General features: G+C 65.1%; 17 protein-coding genes. 7 read left to right on the top strand and 10 right to left on the bottom strand.

Annotation, left to right across the window (positions count from 1 at the left end; translation table 11 throughout):
- Nucleotides 1-116: 116 nt before the first annotated feature.
- From QA649_RS41960 to QA649_RS41915, 10 genes are all read right to left on the bottom strand, one after another.
- A complete protein-coding gene (locus QA649_RS41960) occupies nucleotides 117-1,154 on the bottom strand; it encodes an amino acid ABC transporter substrate-binding protein (protein WP_283022267.1) in 1,038 nt (345 codons plus the stop codon).
- Between the two features lie 87 nt (nucleotides 1,155-1,241).
- Nucleotides 1,242-1,835: a L,D-transpeptidase gene (locus QA649_RS41955; RefSeq protein ID WP_283022266.1), complete on the bottom strand. Its 594-nt coding sequence runs from the start codon at nucleotides 1,833-1,835 to the stop codon at nucleotides 1,242-1,244.
- 389 nt (nucleotides 1,836-2,224) lie between these two features.
- On the bottom strand, nucleotides 2,225-3,199 hold the full coding sequence (locus QA649_RS41950) for a hypothetical protein (protein ID WP_283022265.1): 975 nt from the start codon (nucleotides 3,197-3,199) through the stop codon (nucleotides 2,225-2,227).
- A 102-nt stretch (nucleotides 3,200-3,301) separates the two neighbouring features.
- Nucleotides 3,302-3,865 carry a thioredoxin family protein gene (locus QA649_RS41945; protein WP_283022264.1) on the bottom strand — a complete coding sequence of 188 codons (564 nt, stop codon included), beginning with the start codon at nucleotides 3,863-3,865 and terminating at the stop codon, nucleotides 3,302-3,304.
- Nucleotides 3,866-3,896: 31 nt separating this feature from the next.
- Nucleotides 3,897-4,595 carry a cytochrome c biogenesis CcdA family protein gene (locus QA649_RS41940; RefSeq protein WP_283022263.1) on the bottom strand — a complete coding sequence of 233 codons (699 nt, stop codon included), beginning with the start codon at nucleotides 4,593-4,595 and terminating at the stop codon, nucleotides 3,897-3,899.
- Nucleotides 4,596-5,114: 519 nt separating this feature from the next.
- The gene (locus QA649_RS41935; protein WP_018644455.1) at nucleotides 5,115-5,726 is read right to left on the bottom strand and encodes a sigma-70 family RNA polymerase sigma factor; all 612 of its coding nucleotides are present in this window, start codon (nucleotides 5,724-5,726) and stop codon (nucleotides 5,115-5,117) included.
- 414 nt (nucleotides 5,727-6,140) lie between these two features.
- On the bottom strand, nucleotides 6,141-6,875 hold the full coding sequence (locus QA649_RS41930; protein ID WP_018644456.1) for a response regulator: 735 nt from the start codon (nucleotides 6,873-6,875) through the stop codon (nucleotides 6,141-6,143).
- Nucleotides 6,876-6,885: 10 nt separating this feature from the next.
- Nucleotides 6,886-8,631 (bottom strand): DUF3369 domain-containing protein, encoded by a 1,746-nt coding sequence (locus QA649_RS41925; RefSeq protein ID WP_283022262.1) that lies wholly within the window; start codon nucleotides 8,629-8,631, stop codon nucleotides 6,886-6,888.
- A complete protein-coding gene (locus QA649_RS41920; protein ID WP_283026220.1) occupies nucleotides 8,601-10,631 on the bottom strand; it encodes an ATP-binding protein in 2,031 nt (676 codons plus the stop codon). The genes QA649_RS41925 and QA649_RS41920 overlap by 31 nt, the downstream gene beginning before the upstream one ends.
- A gap of 54 nt (nucleotides 10,632-10,685) precedes the next feature.
- Nucleotides 10,686-11,681 (bottom strand): TRAP transporter substrate-binding protein, encoded by a 996-nt coding sequence (locus QA649_RS41915; RefSeq protein WP_283022261.1) that lies wholly within the window; start codon nucleotides 11,679-11,681, stop codon nucleotides 10,686-10,688.
- A gap of 223 nt (nucleotides 11,682-11,904) precedes the next feature.
- Here QA649_RS41915 and ugpB point away from each other — a divergent pair, with 223 nt between their 5' ends.
- The 7 genes from ugpB to QA649_RS41880 all read left to right on the top strand — a co-directional run bounded on the left by ugpB (nucleotide 11,905) and on the right by QA649_RS41880 (nucleotide 20,926).
- Nucleotides 11,905-13,209 (top strand): sn-glycerol-3-phosphate ABC transporter substrate-binding protein UgpB, encoded by a 1,305-nt coding sequence (gene ugpB, locus QA649_RS41910; protein WP_283026219.1) that lies wholly within the window; start codon nucleotides 11,905-11,907, stop codon nucleotides 13,207-13,209.
- A gap of 224 nt (nucleotides 13,210-13,433) precedes the next feature.
- The gene (locus tag QA649_RS41905; protein ID WP_283022260.1) at nucleotides 13,434-14,393 is read left to right on the top strand and encodes a phosphotransferase; all 960 of its coding nucleotides are present in this window, start codon (nucleotides 13,434-13,436) and stop codon (nucleotides 14,391-14,393) included.
- Nucleotides 14,394-14,744: 351 nt separating this feature from the next.
- Nucleotides 14,745-16,367, top strand: a complete 1,623-nt coding sequence (locus QA649_RS41900; protein ID WP_283022259.1) for an ABC transporter substrate-binding protein — start codon at nucleotides 14,745-14,747, stop codon at nucleotides 16,365-16,367.
- A 404-nt stretch (nucleotides 16,368-16,771) separates the two neighbouring features.
- On the top strand, nucleotides 16,772-17,785 hold the full coding sequence (locus QA649_RS41895) for an ABC transporter permease (RefSeq protein WP_283022258.1): 1,014 nt from the start codon (nucleotides 16,772-16,774) through the stop codon (nucleotides 17,783-17,785).
- Nucleotides 17,786-17,794: 9 nt separating this feature from the next.
- Entirely contained in the window at nucleotides 17,795-18,694 is a 900-nt protein-coding gene (locus tag QA649_RS41890) for an ABC transporter permease (RefSeq protein ID WP_283022257.1), read from the top strand.
- 289 nt (nucleotides 18,695-18,983) lie between these two features.
- Nucleotides 18,984-20,720, top strand: coding sequence for an ABC transporter ATP-binding protein (locus tag QA649_RS41885; RefSeq protein WP_283022256.1), 1,737 nt, complete (start codon nucleotides 18,984-18,986; stop codon nucleotides 20,718-20,720).
- A 26-nt stretch (nucleotides 20,721-20,746) separates the two neighbouring features.
- Nucleotides 20,747-20,926 carry a DUF4089 domain-containing protein gene (locus QA649_RS41880; protein WP_018644466.1) on the top strand — a complete coding sequence of 60 codons (180 nt, stop codon included), beginning with the start codon at nucleotides 20,747-20,749 and terminating at the stop codon, nucleotides 20,924-20,926.
- The last annotated feature ends 3 nt before the right edge of the window (nucleotides 20,927-20,929 follow it).

The raw sequence follows: 20,929 nt of genomic DNA, 5'->3' as shown, positions 1-20,929 counted from the left end.
GCCCGCGACAAAATTGCGAAGCAATTTTGCGCTGGTGCGACGAAGCAATCCAGACTGTCGCCGTGGAAAGATTCTGGATTGCTACGCTTCGTTCGCAATGACGGTGGTTGGAGCCCCTACCGCATCGGCGGCGCGTACTGCACGCCACCGGCATTCCACAGCTGGTTCATCCCGCGCGGGATCTTCAGCTTGGACTTCTCGCCGATGTTGCGCTCGTACATCTCGCCGTAATTGCCGACGCTGCGGATGATGCGGACGACCCAGTCCTTGGTGAGGCCGAGCTGCTCGCCGTAATTGCCCTCGTTGCCGACGAGGCGCATCACTTCAGGCTTCTTCGACTTCAGGGCCTCGTCGATGTTCTCCGAGGAGACGCCAAGCTCTTCGGCGTTGATCATGGCGTAGAGCGTCCACTTCACGATCATCATCCAGTCGTCGTCGCGCTGGCGCACGACGGGGGCGAGCGGCTCCTTGGAGATCATGTCCGGCAGGATCATGTGGTCGCCGGGCTTCGACAGGTTCAGCCTGAGCGCATAGAGCTGCGAGACGTCGGCGGAGAGCGTATCGCACTTGCCGGAATCGTAGGCCTTCACCACGTCGTCGAGCTTGTCGAACTTCACCTCTTCATACTTCATGTTGTTGGCACGGAAGTAGTCGGAGACGTTGAGCGCCGTCGTGGTGCCGGTCTGCACGCAGACCTTGCTGCCGGTCAGGTCCAGCGACGTCTCCTTGTTGCGGGCGCGCGGCAGCATGAAGCCTGCGCCGTCGTAATAGGCGACCGCGGGGAAATAGAGGTCGTAGTCGAGCTCGCGCGCCATGCTCCAGGTCGAGTTGCGCGAGAGGATGTCGACTTTCCGGCTCTGCAGCTCCTTGAAGCGCTCGCTGGCGTCGAGCGCGACGAACTTCGCCTTGTTCGGGTCGTTGAAGATCGCAGCGGCCACCGCGCGGCAGAAATCGACGTCGAAGCCGGTCCAGTTGCCCTTGTCGTCGGGGATCGAGAAGCCCGGCAGGCCCTTGTTGACGCCGCACAGCACCTCACCGCGGCGAACCGTGCGCTTCAGCGTGCGGGTGTCGTAAAACTCGTAGATGACGGCGAGGACGCCGACCAGTACGGCGACCGCGAGCCCGATCAGCAGGCCGCCTCGAAAACTGCGCATGATGTCTCTCTCTCGAAATAATCGGGAAAAGGAAATGGGAGGAGGGGGCAGAGCATGATCGGTGCGATCATGCTCGAACCATGGCCCTTAGAGTTCGGGCTTCTGCCGGATGACCACCTTGGTCCCGACAGGGACGCGATCGTAGAGATCGGCGACGTCGTTGTTGACGAGACGGAAGCAGCCCGAGGACACCTTGGTGCCGATCGTATCCGGCCGGTTGGTGCCGTGGATGCGGTAGACGGTGGTGCCCAGATACATGGCGCGGGCGCCCAGCGGATTGCCGGGGCCGCCGGCCATGAAGCGCGGCAGGTAGGGCTGGCGCTGGATCATCTCCGGCGGCGGCGTCCAGTCCGGCCACTCCTTCTTGTTGGTGATGTTCACCAGACCCTGCCACTGAAAACCGTCGCGGCCGACGCCGATGCCGTAGCGGATCGCGCGCCCGCCCGGCTGCACCAGATAGAGGTGCCGCTCGGCGGTCGAGATGATGATGGTGCCAGGCGTTTCGGTGGTGCGGAAGTACACGACCTGCTTCTGCCATTCCGGCTCGAGCTGGTAGCCGTCGTCGGCGATCAGGCCCGGCTCGTCGCCGCGGTCCGGCTGCTGGGCGGAGGCGTATGAGGTGGTCAGAACCAGGCTCAGGGCCGTGATGAACGCCCCGGTCAGGCGACGATAATCCGTCATTCTAAGTTCTCCCCGCTGCCACAGCGCAAATCATTCGGAACCATCAAATCTCAGGGGCATGTTCATGGCAAGTTGATGGCGCGCTGCCCTGATATGTCACGAGAATGCTTTGGTTTTTTGACGGGGCCGGGGCAATGCCACAAACAGGGGATGGCGCGAAAAGCATAGAATGCTGCCGCGGTGGTAGTGGGCTCCCTCTCCCGCTTGCGGGCGAGGGTTGGGGAGAGGGTGCTTCCGCAATGGGACACTCCCCAAGAGGAAAGAACCCTCACCCGCCGCGCGGGACGATGCTTCGCATCGCCCGGTCGCGGCGACCTCTCCCGCAAGCGGGAGAGGCTCAGACCGGACTCGGCGTGACATGAACTTCGACAATTGGCGCTGTGCGCCGGCTAGATCTTGTTGCTCTCCGGCGCGATCCCGAGCCGCCGCACGATTTCGGTCCCGACGGCGCGGGCCTCGAGCCGCGAGCCGATCCGGGGGCTGCGAAACCGCCGTCCCGAGCGCAGGCGGATCGTGACGATGCAGTGCTCGTCTTCCGACCGGCCGCGGCGGTCGACGGTGATCGTCTTCACCTCGTGCCCCTCGATGCTGTCCGTGCGTGGCGTGCCGTCGCCCCACAGCCGTTCGACGCGGATATCGCCCTGCCGGATGACCCAGAACGCGCCGGTCGCGAGGTTGGCGTATCTGTAGACCGCGAACGCCGCGAGCGCGCCGAGCGGCAGCAGCAGGATATCGACATGGCTGGGCGGCCATCCGCGCCAGAGCTTGTAGGCATAGGGCACGGCGGACAACGCGACGGCGATCAACGCGACGATCCTTATGTCTCGCGCGGAAAACGCCTCGAGCGGCTCGCCGAGATGCATCTCGGGATTGCTGGCATCGAGCGGATTGACGGGCTCCTCGACATTGGGAACGTCGAATTGCTTGGCGATCCGCGCCACGGTGTCGCGCACATGCGTGACATCCGAGATCGGCGGCGACGTCAGGCGCTCGCCCGAGACAAGCGTGAAGACGAGCTGAAAGCGGGCTTTCACCCGCTTGCTGCCGGGAACCTGCAACGCTGTGATGTCGTCTTTCGCGACGATCCGTATGCGCAGCTTTCCGAACGGGCTTTGCCGCCCGATCAGGATCTCGTCAGGCGTGATGATCCACACCACCGCCGGCGCCATCATGATGCCGACGACGAACCCGGCTCCCGCCAGCAGCGCCACCACCGAGATGACGATCTCCAGGGTGTCGTGCGTGAACAGGCCCGGCGTGAAGCACAGCGCAACGGCGGCCGCGAAGCCGGCCATGACCAGCCGCTGCGCGATCGAAGAGCCTTCACGAAGGCGGATGTCGGTGCTGGTGTTCGCGTCGGCCATTGCGGGCGGCTGATTCCGATGGCGCGAAACTCCACGGACGCGTCCGTGGAGTCAAGCAACAAGGGTGTCAGGCGAAACCAGCCGCGTGATGCCCGCCCGGCACTAGCTGCTGGCGTTCAGCAGCCTTGCCACGGTGCGGTCGATCTCGTCGTAGCGGCCTTCGCCGGCGTGCTGGAACACGATCTTGCCGCTCTGGTCGATGATGTATTGCGCTGGCCAATACTGGTTCTGGTAAGCGTTCCAGGTCCTGGAATCGTTATCCTGCGCCACCGGATAGGTGATGCCGTGGCGCTTGAGCGCGGCCTGCACGTTGGAGGCCGAGCGCTCGAACGGGAATTCCGGCGTGTGCACGCCGACCACGACGAGACCCCGGTCCTTGTACTTGGCATAGAGGTCGGTGACGTGCGGCAGCGTGTTGACGCAGTTGACGCAGCCATAGGTCCAGAAGTCGACCAGCACGACCTTGCCGCGGAGATCAGCGAGGCTCAGCGGCTTCGAGTTGAACCAGTTGGTGATGCCGGTGAAATCAGGCGCGGTCTGCTGGCTCGCGGCGGCGACGGTGATCGGCGTCGCGCGCGCGGCCTCGTCGCAGATGCCGGGGATCACGGCGCCGGTGACGGTGATGCCGATCAGTGCAGCAGACATTGCGAGCAGTTTGAGAGTCATGGAAGCGTCCTCCGGTGAAGTTTTGGGATGATCACAGGCCGATCTGGCCGGTGGGATAGAAGCCGGTGAGCCACGCCACGATCAGCGTGTCGTACTGGAAATAGGCGGCGACCGCGAAGGCGATCACGACGACGCCAAAGCCCTGCTGCAGCCGCGGCGAGATGCGCGCGAGGCTGCGCACGCGCGTGGTCGCGGCCTGTCCGCCATAGGCTATTCCCAGCATCGGGATCGCCGCGCCGATGGCGTAGGCGACCAGCAGCGTGCCGGCCCAGGCGAGGTTCTTCGACGTCGCCACCAGCGTCAGGATCGAGCCGAGCACGGGGCCTGCGCAGGGCGTCCAGACCAGGCCCAGCGTGGTGCCGAGCACGAGTCCGCCGAGCGCACCCTCGCGCTGCGTGGCGCTCGAACTGCCGAGGTCGAGCCAGCCATTGAGCCGGATCGACAGCCACTCGAACGGCGCCGGCCACAGCATCAACAGGCCGAAGCCGAGCAGCAGGATCGCCGCTGCCTCGCGCAGCACGTTCGGGTCGAAATCGAACAGGTGCGTGAGCGCACCTAACAGCAGCGCGACCGCGGAGAAGGAGACGACGAAGCCGAGCGCGATCATGGCGGGTCGCAAGTGCCCCGCGCGCCCGATCGAGGCGCCGAGCAGGATCGGCAGCATCGGCAGCGTGCAGGGCGCGGCGATGGTGAGGATGCCGGCCAGGACGGCGAAGAGAAGCTCGAGCATGGCGCACTCGTGATGGAGGTCACGAGGCAGTTCGTGTGCGATGGGGCGGTCGTTACGCGACGTCACGCCTTCGTGACGGGGGCTTGTTTGGTGAGAGGGCTTTGCGAGGCAACCCTGTTCGCCGCAGCGGCAGTGCGCTCCCTCCCCTTGCGGGGAGGGCGGGGGAGAGGGGTAGCCCAGCAAATGGTCCACCCCTCTGCGCTCGTGCCGCCCGCTCATATCGAGAGAGTCCCCGTGTGGACCCCTCTCCCTGCCCCTCCCCCGCAAGGGGGGAGGGAATGAGATAGCCGGGCCGCCTCACTCGCGCGACACCCCCCAAATACAAAACGACCCGGACGGGGGCATCGTCCGGGTCGCTGGAGGTCTTGGGAGGTTTAACGAAACCGTATGGGAGCTTTATAGGGGGGAAGTTTTTCCGCCTGATGTTGTCGTTTGTTTCAATTGTTTCATCGGCGGTAACGCTTCCGTGTCCGGGGACAGGGCCCAAATTGAGGTCCTATCCCTTTGAAATCATTGTCCTTATGCGGCGAAACGGTCGACACCGGCGCCCTTAAGCAAATCGGCGAGTTGCTTGCGGGCATAGAACATCCGGGTCTTCACCGTGCTCTGCGGGATGCCGATGATCTGCCCGACCTCCTCCACCGACTTCTCGTGGTAGTAGACGAGGTTGATGATCTCGCGATGTGCGGGCGACAGCTTGGCCACGCAGGCGCGCAGGATGGCGCTGGTGTCGCTGCGGTCGAGCGAGGTCTCCGGCGTATCGCAATCATCGGGAATCTGGCGCACGTCTTCCTGGTCGATGTCCTCGAAGCGGCGCTGGCGCATCGCGGTCAGCGCCTTGAAGCGGGCGATCGAGAGCAGCCAGGTCGAGACCTGCGAGCGGCCCTGGAATTGGCCGGCGGTCCGCCACACATCGAGGAACACCTGGCTGACCAGATCTTCCGCCGTGGTGGCGTCGCGCACGATGCGCAGGATGAAACGGTAGACCCGCACATTGTGCCGGCAATACAGGATGTGCATCGCGGTCCGGTTGCCGTCGGCAATGCTTTCGAGAAGCATGTCGTCCGAAGTCGCCTGAGCGGCAATGATGCTCTGGCTGGCCTGGGCGTTGATGGCGATGACGTTCGGCATGGACTTGGCTCCCCGTAGCGCCGCAACCGAGCGGCGTTTCCTTGGACCAAAGTGTTAATCAGCCACCGTTTCGGGACGTCTGCGCGAAAAGCGGAAAATGGTTTCGTGCGCCGCCAAATTGTTTCGTCGGAGAGGGCGCGACGAAACATTCGGGGCAAAAAGTCGTGGAATTTCAATATACGGAAAATACGGGGTGGGGGATTTTGACGCGGACGGAGCCGAGGGGAACGTATTTCGGGCCCTTGCGTTTGGCGGCGCCCCACCCATCGCCGTCGTCCTGGATCGATGCCCAGGCGGGACAATCGCAGGGTGGGCAAAGGCGCGGAGCGCCGTGCCCACGTTCTTTCTATAACTGAGAGTGGTGGGCACGCTTCGCTTTGCCCACCCTACGGCACCTGGCGTGCCGCCGCGCCCTTACGCCTTCTCGCCCCCCGGCGAGAACAGATAGCCGCCGCCGCGGATGGTGCGAATCACGGCGGGCTTGGCCGGATCGGGCTCGATCTTGCGGCGGATGCGCATGATGCGCAGATCAACCGCGCGGTCGAAGGCTTCGGCGTCGCGCGCATTGGCGAGCTCCAACAGGCGCTCGCGCGACAGCACGCGCTTGGGATTGGCCGCGAACACCTTGAGCAGCCCGAATTCGGATGCGGTCAGCGGATGCTCGTTGCCCTCGTCGTCGCGCAGCGCCTGCGCTTCGAGGTCGAGCCATTTGGTGCCGAAGCGCACCAGCTGGTCCTTGTCGGATTTCGCCGCTGCCTCTGCCGCGGCGGCCTTCACCGGCGTGCTCCGCCGCAGCACCGAGCGGATGCGCGCCATCAATTCGCGCAGCTCGCAGGGCTTTGCGACGTAGTCGTCGGCGCCGAGCTCGAGGCCGACGACGCGGTCGATCGGGCTCGCGGTCGCCGTCAGCATGATCACGGGCACGTTGATGCGGCTCTTGAGGTCGCGGATGATCGAGAGCCCGTCTTCCTCGGGCATGTTGAGATCGAGCACCACGAGATCGGGCATGCCGCCCTGGATCGCGGCGCGCAAGCTCTTGCCGCCGTCGCACAGCGTCACGGTGAAGCCGTGCATCTTGAGGTAATCGCCGACCATCTCGCGGGCCGGGGCCTCGTCGTCGACGATCATGATGTGCTGGCTTTGGGTCATGGTCTCTAGGTCACGGCATCTCGTTCGCAGGGAGGGTGATGGTGAAGGTCGAGCCCTTGCCGGGGCCGTCGCTGTCGGCGGTCACCTCGCCGCCGTGCATGTCGATGATACGCTTGACGATGGATAACCCAAGCCCCGTCGAGCTCTCGCCGGCGGTCGGCTTGGCGGATAGTCGCTGGAACCGGCCGAACAGGCGGCCGAGATCCTCCGGCGACAGGCCGGCGCCCTCGTCGCTGACGCGGACGATGGTGTCGCTGCCCTCATGGGTGACGGCGACGCCGATCTTGCCGCCGATTGGCGAGTATTTGATGGCGTTGCTGATGAGATTGTCGATCGCCTCGCGGATGCGGTCGGTGTCGCACATGGTGACGATGTTGGGCGGCGCGGTGACGCTGATCGCCTGCTGCTTGTTGACGGCGAGCGGCTGGTTGGCCTCGGCGACCTCCTTCACCAGCGCCGCGACGTCGACCGGCTCGCGGCGGATGGTGATGTCGAAGGCATCCGCCATCGCATCCGAGATCAGGTGGTCGACCATCGTGGTCAGGCGCTTGGTGGCGTCGCGGATGTGATCGACCTGGGCGACCACGCCGCTTGCCGACGCGCCGGTCGAGATCAGCTCCTTCAGCATCTCGGTGCGGCCGAGGATGACGCCGAGCGGGTTCTTCAGGTCGTGCGCGACGGTGCCCAGGATCTCGTTCTTGAAGCCGTTGGCGCGCTGCAGCCGCAGCCATTGCGCCGACAGGCGGCGGTTGGCCTGCATCAGGGCGCGGGTGCGCTGGGCGACGCGGTCTTCCAGCTGGGTGTTGGCGTCCTGCAGCTGCTGATAGAGGATGACGTTGTCGAAGGCGATCGAGAGCCTTGAGGAGAAGATCTCGACCAGCGAGCGGTCGGTCTCCGACAGCTCGCGCTCGGCCTGCAGCAGCACCACCACCTCGCGGCCGGAGCCGGTGCGCAAGTAGATCACGCTGCGATGGTCGGCGAATTCGTTCTTGCGGCGCTGGAACGCGGCCTCCACCATCTCGCGCAGCTCGGGGTCGAGCGCCTTCGACGACGTGGTGCCGATGAAGCGGCTGTAGCAGCCGCTGCCGGCGAGCACCGAAAGCTCGGGGTCGATGCCGCCATTGTCGCGCAGGACCAGTATACCGGCGCAGTCGACATTGAGCAGCGAGGCGAGCTGGGTCAGCACGCCCTCGGCGAGCCGCTGCATCGACTTGAAATCGTACAGCGTGGACGCCGCGTCGATGATGATCTCGAGCCCGCGCCGCGTCTGCACCATGCGCTCGAGCTGCTGATAGGAGCGCAGCGCCGCGGTCAGTGAGGTGAACAGCTTGTCGGCGGTGAGCTCGGTCTTGGCCTTGTAGTCGTTGATGTCGTACTGCACGATCACGCGCCGCTCGGGCGCCTGGCCAGGCTGGCCGGTGCGCAGGATGATGCGCACGGTTTCGTTCCTGATCTCGTTGCGGATGAACTCGACCAGCTCGAGGCCGGCCACATCCGTCTCCATGATGACGTCGAGCAGCACCGCGGCGATGTCGCTGTGCGCGGCCATCAGCTTGCGGCCTTCGGCGGCGGAATAGGCCGAGAGGATCTCCAGGCTCTGGCCGTTGAGGCTGTAGTCGGACAGCGCAAAACGGGTGCCGTCATGCACGGCCGGATCGTCGTCGATGACGGCGATCTTCCATTTCCGTGCGTTCTGGTCCTCCGACGCGGTACCGGTGTCGTCGATCAGGTGGAGGACATCGTCCTGTTCGGCCATTGAGAAGTCCCGTCAATCTCTGTGCTTTGCGCGCCGCCCTTGGCGACCCGGGGCATGATAATGCGAAAAGTGGTGCCTTGTCCCAGCTTGGATTCCAGCATCATGCGACCGCCGAGCTGCTGGGTGACGAGGTTATAGACGATATGAAGCCCGAGTCCCGTGCCACCTTCATTGCGCCGGGTGGTAAAGAATGGGTCAAAGGCCTGGCGCTGCACGTCCGGGGTCATGCCGGCCCCGTCGTCGGTGAAGATGATCTCGATGTCGTCGGCCCCGCGCGGCCGCGCCGAGATCGTGATGGTGCCGGCGCGCCCGTCGGCGAAGGCGTGGTTGGCGGCGTTGAGGAAGAGGTTGGTCAGGATCTGGCCGTAGGAGCCGGGATAGCCGTCCAGCAGCAGCCCCTCGGGCACGTCGACCTCGAGCGTGATCGGCGAGCGCTTCAGTACCGGCCGCAGGCTCGCGATGATCTGGTCGGTGGCTTCGCTGAGTGAGAACTGCCGCCGCTCGGCATGGGAGCGGTCGACCGCGACCTGCTTGAACGACTGGATCAGCTCGCCGGCGCGGGTGAGGTTGGCGACGAGCTGCTGCGAGGCGTCGCGCGAGGACTGTACGAACTCCTCCAGCTGCGAGCGGCGCAGGCCGCCGTCGCCCCTGAGCTGGGCCTCGAAGATCTCGCTACGCCGGGCGAAGCTGGAGGCGACCGTCAGGCTGATGCCGATGGGGTTGTTGACCTCGTGGGCAACGCCGGCGACGAGACCGCCGAGCGCGGCGAGCCGCTCGGCGTCGATCAGGTTCTGCTGTGCGGTATTGAGCTCGAGCAGCGCGCTCTCGGCCTTCTCCTTGGAGGCGCGCAGCTCGTCCTCGGTCTCGCGCTTGGCGATCGCGTTCTCGCGAAACACCTCCACCGCGCGTGCCATGGCGCCGACCTCGTCACGTGCCTTGGTGCCCTGCACCTCGCGGTCGAGATTGCCGAGCGTGATCGCGCGCATCGCCGCCATGATCTGCTGCAGCGGCAGCCGGATCGACAGCGCGATCAGCACGCCGGCGGTGAGGATGATGCCGAGGAAGATCACCGCGATCGACAGCACCCGCCGCGAGATATCCGCCAGCGTGCGGTCGAAAGTCTCCTGCGCCTTCTGCTCGCGCTGGCGCATCTTGGTGGAGAGATCGTCGATGGCGCCGATCGCCTCGGCCTGGCTGGCGTCGATGGAGTTGCGCAAGAGCTCGGTGCGGCTCGTCAGCTGCTCGGAGAGTTTTGCGAAGCCCTCGCGTAAGGACGCGGTGCGGGCCCCCAGCCGTTGCAGCGCCATGCGCTGGAGATCGTTGTCGGCGAGATCGATCATCACGGGAATGGTCTTCTCGATCGTCTCGGTGTGGCGGCGCGCATCGTCGGCGGCGCCCGCCGACTGCGACAGATAGTAGGAGTTGGCCGCGACCAGCATCGCGGTGAAGGCCTCGCGCGACTTGCCGAGCGAGGGCCAGATCAACGCGTCGCGATGGCCGGTGGCGCCCTCGATGATGGAATAGAGCCCCGCCATGTCCCTGGCCGGGCCCTGCACCTGGTCCTCATAGGTCTTCGCGATCGTGGCCTGCACGCTGCGCAGCTCGCCGAAGCCGTTGAGGAAGCGCTCGGTGGTGCGTTCCAGCTCCTCGACCGAGCCCGACAGCATCGGGTCCTTGGCGGCGCGGTTGCTCAGCGTGCCCAGCACCGCCTCGCGCAGCAACAGGATCTCGGCGAACAGGTCCGGGCTCGGCTGGTTGATGTAGCGGTGGATCAGATTGTGCAGCCGTCCGGTCTCGCTCTCGAGCAGCGCCAGGATGCGGTCGGATTCGCGCACCTGGCGCACGTCGTCCCAGGCCGAGCCCAGTACCAGCGAGCCGTTCCAGATCAGCGCCACCAGCACCACCACGACCGCGGAGTTCAGCGCCGCGATCGACAGGATGCGCCAGCGGATCGGGACGGCCCGGAGCGCGCCGACGAGCCGCGCGCGCAGCCGCCCGATCGGGCCGGGCGGTCTGTCTGCGTTCTCGCTGTGTCCAAGCGCGGGCAACAGGCCTCACTCCACCTTGCGAATGCGTTCGAGCAATGCCGCCGCGGCGGGGTCCCGGGCGGCCCTGGTGTAGATCGCGGCCATGGCATCCTCGAACGGCTTGCGGTCGATATCCCTGACGATGCTGACGCCGGCAGCTTGCGCCTTGCGCTGCGACTGCTCCTCGAGGTCGCGCCACTTCTCGCGCATGAACCGGCTGGAGCGCTGCGCGGCCTCCCTGAAGATGGTCTGGTCCTCCGCCGAGAGGCTCCGCCAGGCCTTCAGCGAGATCACCAGCACCTCGGGGCTCATCGTGTGCTCGGTCAGCGTGTAGTGCCCGGCATGTTTGTAATGGTCGGTCGTCACGAAGGATGGCCAGTTGTTCTCGGCGCCGTCGATCAGGTGGTTGGCAAGCCCGGTGAGCACCTGCCCGTAGGGCATCTCGACCGGTTCGGCGCCGAGCGAGCGGATCATCTGGCTCATCAACTCCGACTGCTGCACCCGGATCCGCAGGCCCCGGAGGTCTTCGATGCTCCTGATAGGGCGGACACCGTTGTAGATCGACCGCGCCCCGGAATCGTAGAAGCAGAGCCCGACGAAGCCGTAGGGCTCGAAACTGTTCAGGATCTCGCCGCCGATCGGCCCGTCCAGCACCTTCTGCATGTGCTCGATGGACCGGAACAGGAACGGCATGGCGAGCACGTTCATGGCCGGAACGAAATTGCCGATCAGGGCGACATTGGTCCGGTTGAGGTCGATCGCGCCGGCCCGGGTCTGCTCGATGGTCTCCTTCTCCTCGCCGAGCTGGCGGGAGTGGAACACCTTGACCTCGTGCCGGCCGCCGGTGCGCTCGGCGATCAGGGCGCCCATGTAGCGCAGCGCCTGCACGGTCGGGTAATCCTCGGTCTGGGTGTCGGCGGCGCGGAATTCGCGCGCAATGGCGTCCGTCGCGCAGAGCGCGAGCAAAAGCGCGACGAAAACCACCCCGGTCCGCGAGAGTTCGGCACGGCTCAACACTGGCACACTCAGCCCCTTAGTGGTGGAGTCTATGGCGGGAGCAAAAGGTTCAACGCAATCTAGCAGATGGTTAAGGGAAGGCCATCCCGCGCCGGGCCCGCGGGCTGATTGTGCGGCGCGGCCGCCTCTCATTCCCGGTTGAAACCGCAAATGCCGCGCCTTAAGCAGGAGCAGCCGCCTTTCGTCGTGCGACACGGGAAGAGCCATCGTGACGTCAGCATCGCGCCTTTTGCAGATCCTCGCCGTCTTCGCTTCTGTCGCGCTGGCCGCGCCCGCGCGCGCCGCCACCGACATCGCGCTGTGGCACGCCATGTCCGGCGAGCTCGGCCGGCAACTGGACAAGCTCGCCGCCGACTTCAACGCCTCGCAGCCGGATTACCGCATCGTGCCGGCTTACAAGGGCAGCTACACCGAGACGGTGACGGCCGCGATCTTCGCCTTCCGCTCGCGCAGCCAGCCCGCCATCGTCCAGGTCAACGAGGTGGCCACCGCCACCATGACCGCGGCGAAGGGCGCCATCTATCCGGTGTTCAGCCTGATGCGGGACCAGGGCGAGCCGTTCTCGCTCAACGACTACCTTCCCGCGGTCTCCGGCTACTACACCGACGCGGCCGGCAATCTCTTGTCGTTCCCGTTCAATTCCTCGACGCCGATCCTGTACTACAACAAGACCATGTTCCGCGACGCCGGCCTCGATCCGGAGGCGCCGCCGAAGACCTGGCCCGAGCTCGGCGCCGCCGCCAAACGCCTGCGCGACCGCGGTGCGCCTTGCGGCTTCACCACCTCCTGGCCATCCTGGATCCACGTCGAGAATTTTTCCGCCTTCCACAACCTGCCGCTCGCGACCCGTACCAACGGCTTTGCCGGCCTCGATGCCGAGCTGACCATCAACAATCCCGTTATCGTCAAGCACGTCGCCCAGCTCGCCGAGTGGCAGAAGAGCAAGCTGTTCGACTATGGCGGCCGCGGCCAGTCCGCCGAGCCGCGCTTCCAGAACGGCGAATGCGGCATGTTCATCGGCTCCTCGGCGACGCGCGCCGACATCAAGGCGAATTCGAAATTCGAGATCGGCTACGGCATGATGCCGTACTGGCCGGACGTGAAGGATGCGCCGCAGAACTCGATCATCGGCGGCGCCACGCTGTGGGTGCTGCGCGACCGGCCGCGCGAGGAATACAAGGGCGTGGCGCGATTCTTCGCCTATCTGTCTCAGCCCGGCGTGCAGGCCGCCTGGCACCAGAACACCGGCTATTTGCCTGTTACCCGCGCCGCCTTCGAGCTGACGCGGGCGCAGGGCTTCTACCAGCGCAATCCGGGCTCGGCGATCTCGTTTGAGGAGATCACGCTGCATCCGCCGACGGAGAACTCGAAGGGCATCCGGCTCGGCTCCTTCGTCCTGATCCGCGGCGTGATCGAGGACGAGCTGGAGCAGGCCTTTACCGGCCAGAAGAGCGCGCAGGCCGCGCTCGATTCCGCGGTCGAGCGCGGCAACAAGCTGCTGCGCCAGTTCGAGCGCGCCAGCCCGGAGCGATAGCGGCGTGTTGCGATCAGATATCGCTGCAACCGCGAGCGCGGTGCGCTCCCTCCCCCGCTTGCGGGGGAGGGTTGGGGAGAGGGTGTCTCCGCAACGGGACAATCCCCAAGAGGAGAGAACCCTCACCCGCGCCTTCGGCGCGACCTCTCCCGCAAGCGGGAGAGGTGCACCGCCTGCTCGGTTTGCACTGAATCAATCAAGCTTGTTTCGATGAGCGAGTGCGGATGACCAAAGGTCCGTCGCAGGAGCTGCCGGCTTTCACCGATGCCGAAAGCTTTCGCGTCTTTCGCTCCAATCCTTCGCAATGGCTGGGAATCGCGCTCGACATCGCGCGCGGCCACGGTCTCGACGTCGGCGCGCCGCACGTCTTTGCGACCGGGACCAATCTCGTGGTCGGCCTCGGTGAGCTCCTGATCCTGAAGATCTTCCCGCCGCTGCTCCGCGCCCAATTCCTCTCCGAGCGCGGCTCGCTGACGCAGCTCGCCGGCCGGCTGTCCTTGCGGATCCCCGAGATCGTCGCGGAAGGGGTGCGTGACGGCTGGCCCTATCTCGTCATCACCCGCCTTGCCGGCACGCTCGGCTCGGAAGCCTGGCCACACCTGCCGGAGGAGCAGAAGGAGCGCGTGCTGCGCCAGATCGGCGAGACCATCGCATCGGTGCAGCGCGCCCCGCTCGGACCGCTCGCACATATCGAGCCGCGCTGGGACGACTTCATGCGCGCCCAGATGCGGGGCTGCCGCGCCAGGCACGAGCGCCTCGGCCTTGCGCCGAAATTCCTCGAAGGCCTCGACGATCTCCTGCGCGATGCGGCCGCGCTGATTCCGATGGACGCGCCGCCGGTGATCCTGACCGGCGAATATATCCCTGAGAATTTCCTGCTCGCCTGCGATGACGGCATATGGTCGCTCAAAGGCCTGTTCGACTTCGGCGACGTGCGCGCGGGATGGCGAGACTACGACCTGCTCGGCCCCGGCGCCTTCATGGCGGCGGGCCGGCCGGGGAGGGTGAAGAGCCTGCTCGAAGGTTTCGGCTATGCGACGCTGGACTATGCGCTGAAGCGCCGCCTGATGGCCCTGATGCTGCTTCACCAGGCGAGCGACCTCAATGCGCACATCTGCATCGAGGGCTGGCAGGAGAGGGCGAATGATCTGGTTGAGCTGCAGGACTTGATCTGGGCGGGGTGACGACCCCAGCCGTCATTGCGAGCGCAGCGAAGCAATCCAGACTGTCTCGGCGAAAGATTCTGGATTGCTTCGCTGCGCTCGCAATGACGAGATTGAGGCAGGAGCCTTGATCGTCACGCGCGGCTGGCAAATTGGTGACAAATCAGGCTGCTGAACGCGACAGCCTATTTTATAGTCAAAATCGAATCTTTGTATGCAAAGGCTGGAGCTGCTCGAAAAGTGCCTCGCAAGCAAAGTTCTGTTATATTATTATAAATCAATGGCTTAGACGCGGTGTAAGCTTCCCCTAAGCCTTGGCACGAACCTTGCGAATCCAGTTCCAACCAGAAACTTTTGTGTTGGAGCGATTTCATGAAGCGCCGCGATTTCCTCAAGTCCGTTTCCGGATTGGCCGCTGGCGCGGCGCTTCCGGCCATGCCGTCCGTGATCTCCTCCGCCAGGGCCGATGCGCGCTCGGAGACGCTGCTGATCGTCTCGGAAGGCGGCCCCAACAATCTCGACATCCATGGCGTCGGCACCAACGTGCCCGGCTATGAGGTGTCCTGGAATTGCTACGACCGGCTGATCAGCCACGAGATGAAGAGCGGACCCGGCGGCGTGCCCTATTACGACCGCGACAAGTTCAAGGGCGAACTCGCCGAGGATTTCAAGATCGACGACATGTCGGTCACCTTCAAGCTGAAGAAGAACGCCAAATTCCACGACGGCGCGCCCGTGACCGCCAAGGACGTGAAATGGTCGCTCGACCGCGCCGTCAGCGTCGGCGGCTTCCCGACCTTCCAGATGAGCGCGGGCTCGCTCACGAAACCCGAGCAGTTCGTCGTGGTCGACGATGCCACCGTGCGCGTCGACTTTGCCAAGAAGGACCGCCTGACGATTCCCGATCTTGCCGTGATCGTGCCCTGCATCGTCAATTCCGAGCTGGTGAAGAAGAACGCCAGCGAGAAGGATCCCTGGGGTCTCGAGTTTACAAAACAGCAGACCGCGGGCTCCGGCGCCTACAAGGTGACGAAGTGGACGGCCGGCACCGAAGTGATCATGGAGCGCAACGAGGACTGGGTCGGCGGTCCGCTGCCCAAGATCAAGCGAGTGATCTGGCGCATGGTGCCGCAGGCCGGCAACCGCCGCGCGCTCTTGGAGCGCGGCGATGCCGACATCTCCTATGAGCTGCCGTTCAAGGATTTCCAGGAGATGAAGGCGAACGGCAAGCTCAACGTCGTGTCGCTGCCGTTCTCCAACGGCATCCAGTATATCGGCATGAACGTCACCAAGCCGCCGTTCGACAACGTCAAGGTGCGGCAGGCCATCGCCTATGCGCTGCCGTACCAGAAGATCATGGACGCCGTGCTGTTCGGCCTCGGCAATCCCATGTTCGGCGCGCCTAAGGACAAGGCCACCGAGGTCGCCTGGCCGCAGCCGCACAAGTACAACACCGACATCGAGAAGGCGAAGGCGCTGCTCACTGAAGCCGGCTACGCCAACGGCTTCGAGACCACGATCTCGTTCGACCTCAACTTCGCCGGCGTCAACGAGCCGCTCTGCGTGCTGGTGCAGGAGAGCCTCGCCCAGCTCGGCATCAAGACCACCATCAACAAGGTGCCTGGCGCCAATTGGCGCACCGAGCTCAACAAGAAGGAGATGCCGCTCTTCACCAACGTGTTCTCGGGCTGGCTCGATTACCCCGAGTACTTCTTCTACTGGTGCTATCACGGCAACAATTCCGTCTTCAACACCATGAGCTACAAGTCGGCGGAGATGGACAAGTTCATCGACGGCGCGCGCACCGCCGCGGCCATCGGCGACACCGCGACCTACGACACCGACGTGAAGGGTTTTGTCGACCTCGCCTACGCCGACGTGCCGCGCATCCCGCTCTACCAGCCCTTCGTCAACGTCGCGATGCAGAAGAACATCAGCGGCTACCAATACTGGTTCCACCGCAGGCTCGACTATCGCGCGATGGCGAAGGGGTGATGGGCCATGGGTGAGGTGAGCACACTCTTCAGGCTCCCTCCCCCCTTGTGGGGGAGGGTTGGGGAGAGGGGTAGCCACGAACTCCGACCTCTCCCGGAGCCACCCCTCTCCCTAGCCCTCCCCCACAAGGGGGGAGGGAACGCAGCGGAGCGCGCGGCGACGTCGTTGCCAGAGATTGGCCGTGTAGATCTCGGTGCATTGGTATCTGTTGACGTTGTTGATTTGAGTGAGGCGGCCACCGGCCTCTCGCTCCCTCCCCCCTTGCGGGGGAGGGTTGGGGAGAGGGGTAGCCAAGAACTCCGATCCCGCTTGCGGCCACCCCTCTCCCTAGCCCTCCCCCGCAAGGGGGGAGGGAACATGGCTGCGCGCGCCGAGAGGGTTTTGTCCACGATGGGGAGCACCCCATGCTGACCATGATCGGCAAGCGCCTGATGTTCGCGATTCCCTCGCTGATCGGCGTCGTCATCGTCACCTTCCTGCTGACGCGCGCGCTGCCTGGTGATCCCGCCGCGTACTTCGCCGGCCCTGCGGCGACGAAGGAAGCCGTCGAGCAGATCCGGAAAAAACTCGGTCTCGACCGGCCGCTGATCGAGCAGTTCTTCCGCTACACCAACGACCTCGCCCATGGCGATTTCGGCAACTCGCTGACCACGGGCCAGCCGGTGGCAGCCGAGATCCGCAACCGCCTGCCGGCCTCCGCCGAACTGACACTGCTCGGCCTCATCGTCTCGATCGTCATCGCCATTCCGCTCGGTGTGCTGGCGGCGACACGACCGGGATCATGGATCGATCATCTCTGTCGTGTCACGACGACAGCCGGCGTCTCGCTGCCGGTGTTCTTCACCGGCCTCGTGCTGGTCTATGTCTTTTATTTCCGGCTCGGCTGGTCGCCCGCGCCGCTCGGCCGGCTCGACGTGTTCTACAGCGCGCCGCCGACCGTGACCGGCTTCTATCTGATCGACACCTTGATCGCGCGCGACCTCGAGGCGTTCCGCTCGGCGCTGAGCCAGCTCATCCTGCCGGCGACGACGCTGGCGATCTTCTCCCTGGCGCCGATCGCGCGCATGACGCGCGCCTCGATGCTGGCGGTGCTCGCATCCGAATTCGTCCGCACCGCGCGCGCCAGCGGCCTGTCGCCGGCGACCGTCATCGTCACCTACGCCTTCCGCAACGCGATGCTCCCCGTCATCACCACGCTCAGCATGGTGTTCTCGTTCCTGCTCGGCGCCAACGTGCTGGTCGAGAAAGTATTCGCCTGGCCCGGCATCGGCTCCTACGCGGTGGAAGCGCTGATCTCCTCGGACTTCGCGCCGGTGCAGGGTTTCGTGCTGACCATGGCGGTCATGTACGTGCTGCTCAATCTCGTGATCGATATTTTGTACGGCGTGATCGATCCGCGCGTCAGGTTGGAAGGCTAGGGGGATGAAATGAGCTCCGTTGCGCCTGCTGTTGAACCGGTCGGTCCCGCGCGGACCTCGGGACTCGTCGCAGTCCTTGAGCAGACCCGTTATGTGCTCAGCGAGAACAAGGTCACGGGCTTCGCCTTCGCATTGCTGATCGTGATCCTGATCGCCGCGATCTTCGGCCCCTATGTGGTTCCCTATGATCCGCTGGCCTCCGACACGGCCGCTGCACTGAAACCGCCGTCCGCGGCGCACTGGTTCGGCACCGACCAATTGGGGCGCGACATCTTCAGCCGCGTCGTCGTGGCGACGCGGCTCGATACGTTCATCGCGATCGCTTCGGTCGTGCTCGTGTTCCTGATGGGCGGCCTTGCCGGCATCGCGGCCGGCTATTTCGGCGGCTGGACCGACCGCATCGTCGGCCGCATCGCCGACACCATCATGGCGTTCCCGCTGTTCGTGCTGGCCATGGGCATCGTCGCCGCGCTTGGCAACACCGTGCAGAACATTATCCTCGCCACCGCCATCGTGAATTTCCCGCTTTACGCGCGCGTCGCGCGCGCAGAGGCCAATGTCCGCCGCAATGCCGGCTTCGTGCAGGCCGCGCGGCTGTCAGGCAACGGCGAATTCCGTATCCTGCTGGTGCACATCCTGCCCAACATCATGCCGATCATGATCGTGCAGATGTCGCTGACCATGGGCTACGCCATCCTCAATGCCGCGGGCCTCTCCTTCATCGGCCTCGGCGTCCGCCCGCCGACCGCGGAATGGGGCATCATGGTCGCCGAAGGCGCGGGCTTCATGGTCTCAGGCGAATGGTGGATCGCGCTGTTCCCCGGCCTTGCGCTGATGATCGCCGTGTTCTGCTTCAACCTCCTCGGCGACGGCCTGCGCGACATCGTCGACCCCCAGCGGAGGACGTGATGACTGCATTCGAGTGCGTCGCGAGCTACGCTGGGCTTACATGTGAGGAGGGCGCCGCTCTCTCATTCCCTCCCCCCTTGCGGGGGAGGGGCAGGGAGAGGGGTAGCCACGAACTCCGACCTCTCCCGGGGCCACCCCTCTCCCCAACCCTCCCCCGCAAGGGGGGAGGGAGCGATGGAGCGGTGCCCTCCTCACACTCAAATTTCCGTCGAAAATTCCTCAATGATTCCAATCCCCCTTCTACTGTGCATGGGGTTGTTTTCGACCTTTTGATTGACGGGACGCCCTGATGACCGCCCAGCCCCTGCTCGACGTCCAGGATCTCACGGTCGAATTCACCACCCGCCGCGGCATCGTGAAGGCGGTGCAGCACGTCAACATCTCCGTCGCCAAGGGCGAGACGCTGGCCATCGTCGGCGAATCCGGCTCCGGCAAGTCGGTGACCTCCTACGCGGTGATGCGCATCCTCGACCGGGCGGGGCGGATCGCCGAGGGCTCGGTGATGTTCTCCGGCATCGACGTCAAGGCGGCGACCGAAGACCAGATGCGCGATTTGCGCGGCCGCGAAGTCTCGATGATTTTCCAGAACCCGCGCGCGGCGCTGAACCCGATCCGGAAGGTCGGCGACCAGATCGAGGACGTCTTGCGCACCCATGTGCAGCAGGCCCGGGTCACAGATGGCGGCGAGAAAGCGATCGAGGCGCTGGAGCAGGTCAAGATCGCCCGCCCGCGCGAGCGCTACCACGCCTATCCGTTCGAGCTCTCGGGCGGCATGTGCCAGCGCGTCGTCATCGCGCTCGCGCTCGCCTGCAATCCACAGCTGCTGATCGCGGACGAGCCAACGACGGGATTGGACGTCACCACGCAGAAGGCGGTGATGGACCTGATCGTCGAACTCACAAAACGCCGTGCGATGTCGACCATCCTGATCACGCACGATCTCGGCCTCGCCGCCGCCTATTGCGACCGCGTCGTGGTGATGGAGAAGGGCCGCGTGGTCGAGACCGCCAAGGCCGCCGACATCTTCGCGAACCCGCAGCACCCCTACACCAAGAAGCTGATGCGCGCGACGCCGCGGCTCGGCGTGTCGCTGAGAGATTTGCTGCCGGAGGAGGAGGGCGCAACCTCACCTGCCTCCGTTGCCGCCGAGCCTGACCAGCAAGCTTCTCAAAGCGAAGGGAAGAGCGACCAGCCCCTTCTCCTCATCGACAAGCTCGTCAAGGAATACCCCCGCCAGGGCGCCACCGCCGTGCTCGGAAAATTGTTCAGCCGCAAGCCGCCGGTCGAGCCGGACGTGTTCCGTGCCGTCGACGGCATCAGCTTCTCGATCGGTCATGGCGAGAGCGTCGGCTTGGTCGGCGAATCCGGCTGCGGCAAATCGACCACGTCGATGATGGTGATGCGGCTCTTGGACCAGACCTCCGGCCTGATCCAGTTCGACGGCGAGGACATCAGCGGCATCTTGCCATCAGCTTTTGCCCGGCTGCCGCAGCGTAGCCGCATCCAGATGGTGTTCCAGGATCCGACCGACAGCCTCAACCCGCGCTTCACCGCCGCGCGCGCCATCGCCGACCCGATCATGCAGCTAGGCGACATCAGGGGACGCGACGCGCTGCGCGCCCGCTGCGAGGAACTGGCGACAATGGTCGGCCTGCCGCACAATCTGCTCGACCGCTTCCCGCACCAGCTCTCCGGCGGCCAGAAGGCCCGCGTCGGCATCGCCCGCGCCATTGCCCTGCATCCAAAGCTCGTCATCCTGGACGAGCCGACGGCGGCGCTGGACGTCTCGGTCCAGGCCGTGGTTCTCAACCTGCTGCAGGACCTCAAGGCCTCACTAGGTATGAGCTATCTGTTCGTCTCGCATGATTTGAATGTGGTGCGCTTGTTGTGCGATCGTGTCATTGTGATGCGGACGGGGCGGATCGTCGAGGAAGGCTCTTCCGAGCAGGTCCTCAGCGATCCCCAGGACGACTACACCAAGGAGCTGCTGACGGCGATCCCGCATCCGCCGTTGGCGGTACACTGAAAGTGCATTGATTGTTTGGGAGCGTGATGGCCGAGCCGCTGGACGACTATATCGACGCCGTATCGAAAGCGCTGGCGCTGCCGGTCGAGGAGGCCTTCAGGCCGGCGGTCCGCGCCAATCTCGAAGTGTCGCTGCGGCTCGCCCGCCTCGTCGATGAATTCGCGCTGCCGGACGAGACCGAGCCGGCGCCGATCTTCACCGCCTGACGC

Source organism: Bradyrhizobium sp. CB1717, from assembly GCF_029714325.1.
Classification (GTDB): domain Bacteria; phylum Pseudomonadota; class Alphaproteobacteria; order Rhizobiales; family Xanthobacteraceae; genus Bradyrhizobium.
This window is presented reverse-complemented; position numbering and strand designations above follow the sequence as displayed.

Bases quoted from the DNA above. Each gene is read 5' to 3' on its own strand.
- QA649_RS41940 (WP_283022263.1), bottom strand. From the start codon at position 4,595: ATGCTCGAGCTTCTCTTCGCCGTCCTGGCCGGCATCCTCACCATCGCC.
- QA649_RS41945 (WP_283022264.1), bottom strand. From the start codon at position 3,865: ATGACTCTCAAACTGCTCGCAATGTCTGCTGCACTGATCGGCATCACC.
- QA649_RS41930 (WP_018644456.1), bottom strand. From the start codon at position 6,875: ATGACCCAAAGCCAGCACATCATGATCGTCGACGACGAGGCCCCGGCC.
- QA649_RS41880 (WP_018644466.1), top strand. From the start codon at position 20,747: ATGGCCGAGCCGCTGGACGACTATATCGACGCCGTATCGAAAGCGCTG.
- QA649_RS41935 (WP_018644455.1), bottom strand. From the start codon at position 5,726: ATGCCGAACGTCATCGCCATCAACGCCCAGGCCAGCCAGAGCATCATT.
- QA649_RS41960 (WP_283022267.1), bottom strand. From the start codon at position 1,154: ATGCGCAGTTTTCGAGGCGGCCTGCTGATCGGGCTCGCGGTCGCCGTA.
- QA649_RS41950 (WP_283022265.1), bottom strand. From the start codon at position 3,199: ATGGCCGACGCGAACACCAGCACCGACATCCGCCTTCGTGAAGGCTCT.
- QA649_RS41900 (WP_283022259.1), top strand. From the start codon at position 14,745: ATGAAGCGCCGCGATTTCCTCAAGTCCGTTTCCGGATTGGCCGCTGGC.
- QA649_RS41905 (WP_283022260.1), top strand. From the start codon at position 13,434: ATGACCAAAGGTCCGTCGCAGGAGCTGCCGGCTTTCACCGATGCCGAA.
- QA649_RS41895 (WP_283022258.1), top strand. From the start codon at position 16,772: ATGCTGACCATGATCGGCAAGCGCCTGATGTTCGCGATTCCCTCGCTG.
- QA649_RS41925 (WP_283022262.1), bottom strand. From the start codon at position 8,631: ATGGCCGAACAGGACGATGTCCTCCACCTGATCGACGACACCGGTACC.
- QA649_RS41885 (WP_283022256.1), top strand. From the start codon at position 18,984: ATGACCGCCCAGCCCCTGCTCGACGTCCAGGATCTCACGGTCGAATTC.
- QA649_RS41955 (WP_283022266.1), bottom strand. From the start codon at position 1,835: ATGACGGATTATCGTCGCCTGACCGGGGCGTTCATCACGGCCCTGAGC.
- QA649_RS41890 (WP_283022257.1), top strand. From the start codon at position 17,795: ATGAGCTCCGTTGCGCCTGCTGTTGAACCGGTCGGTCCCGCGCGGACC.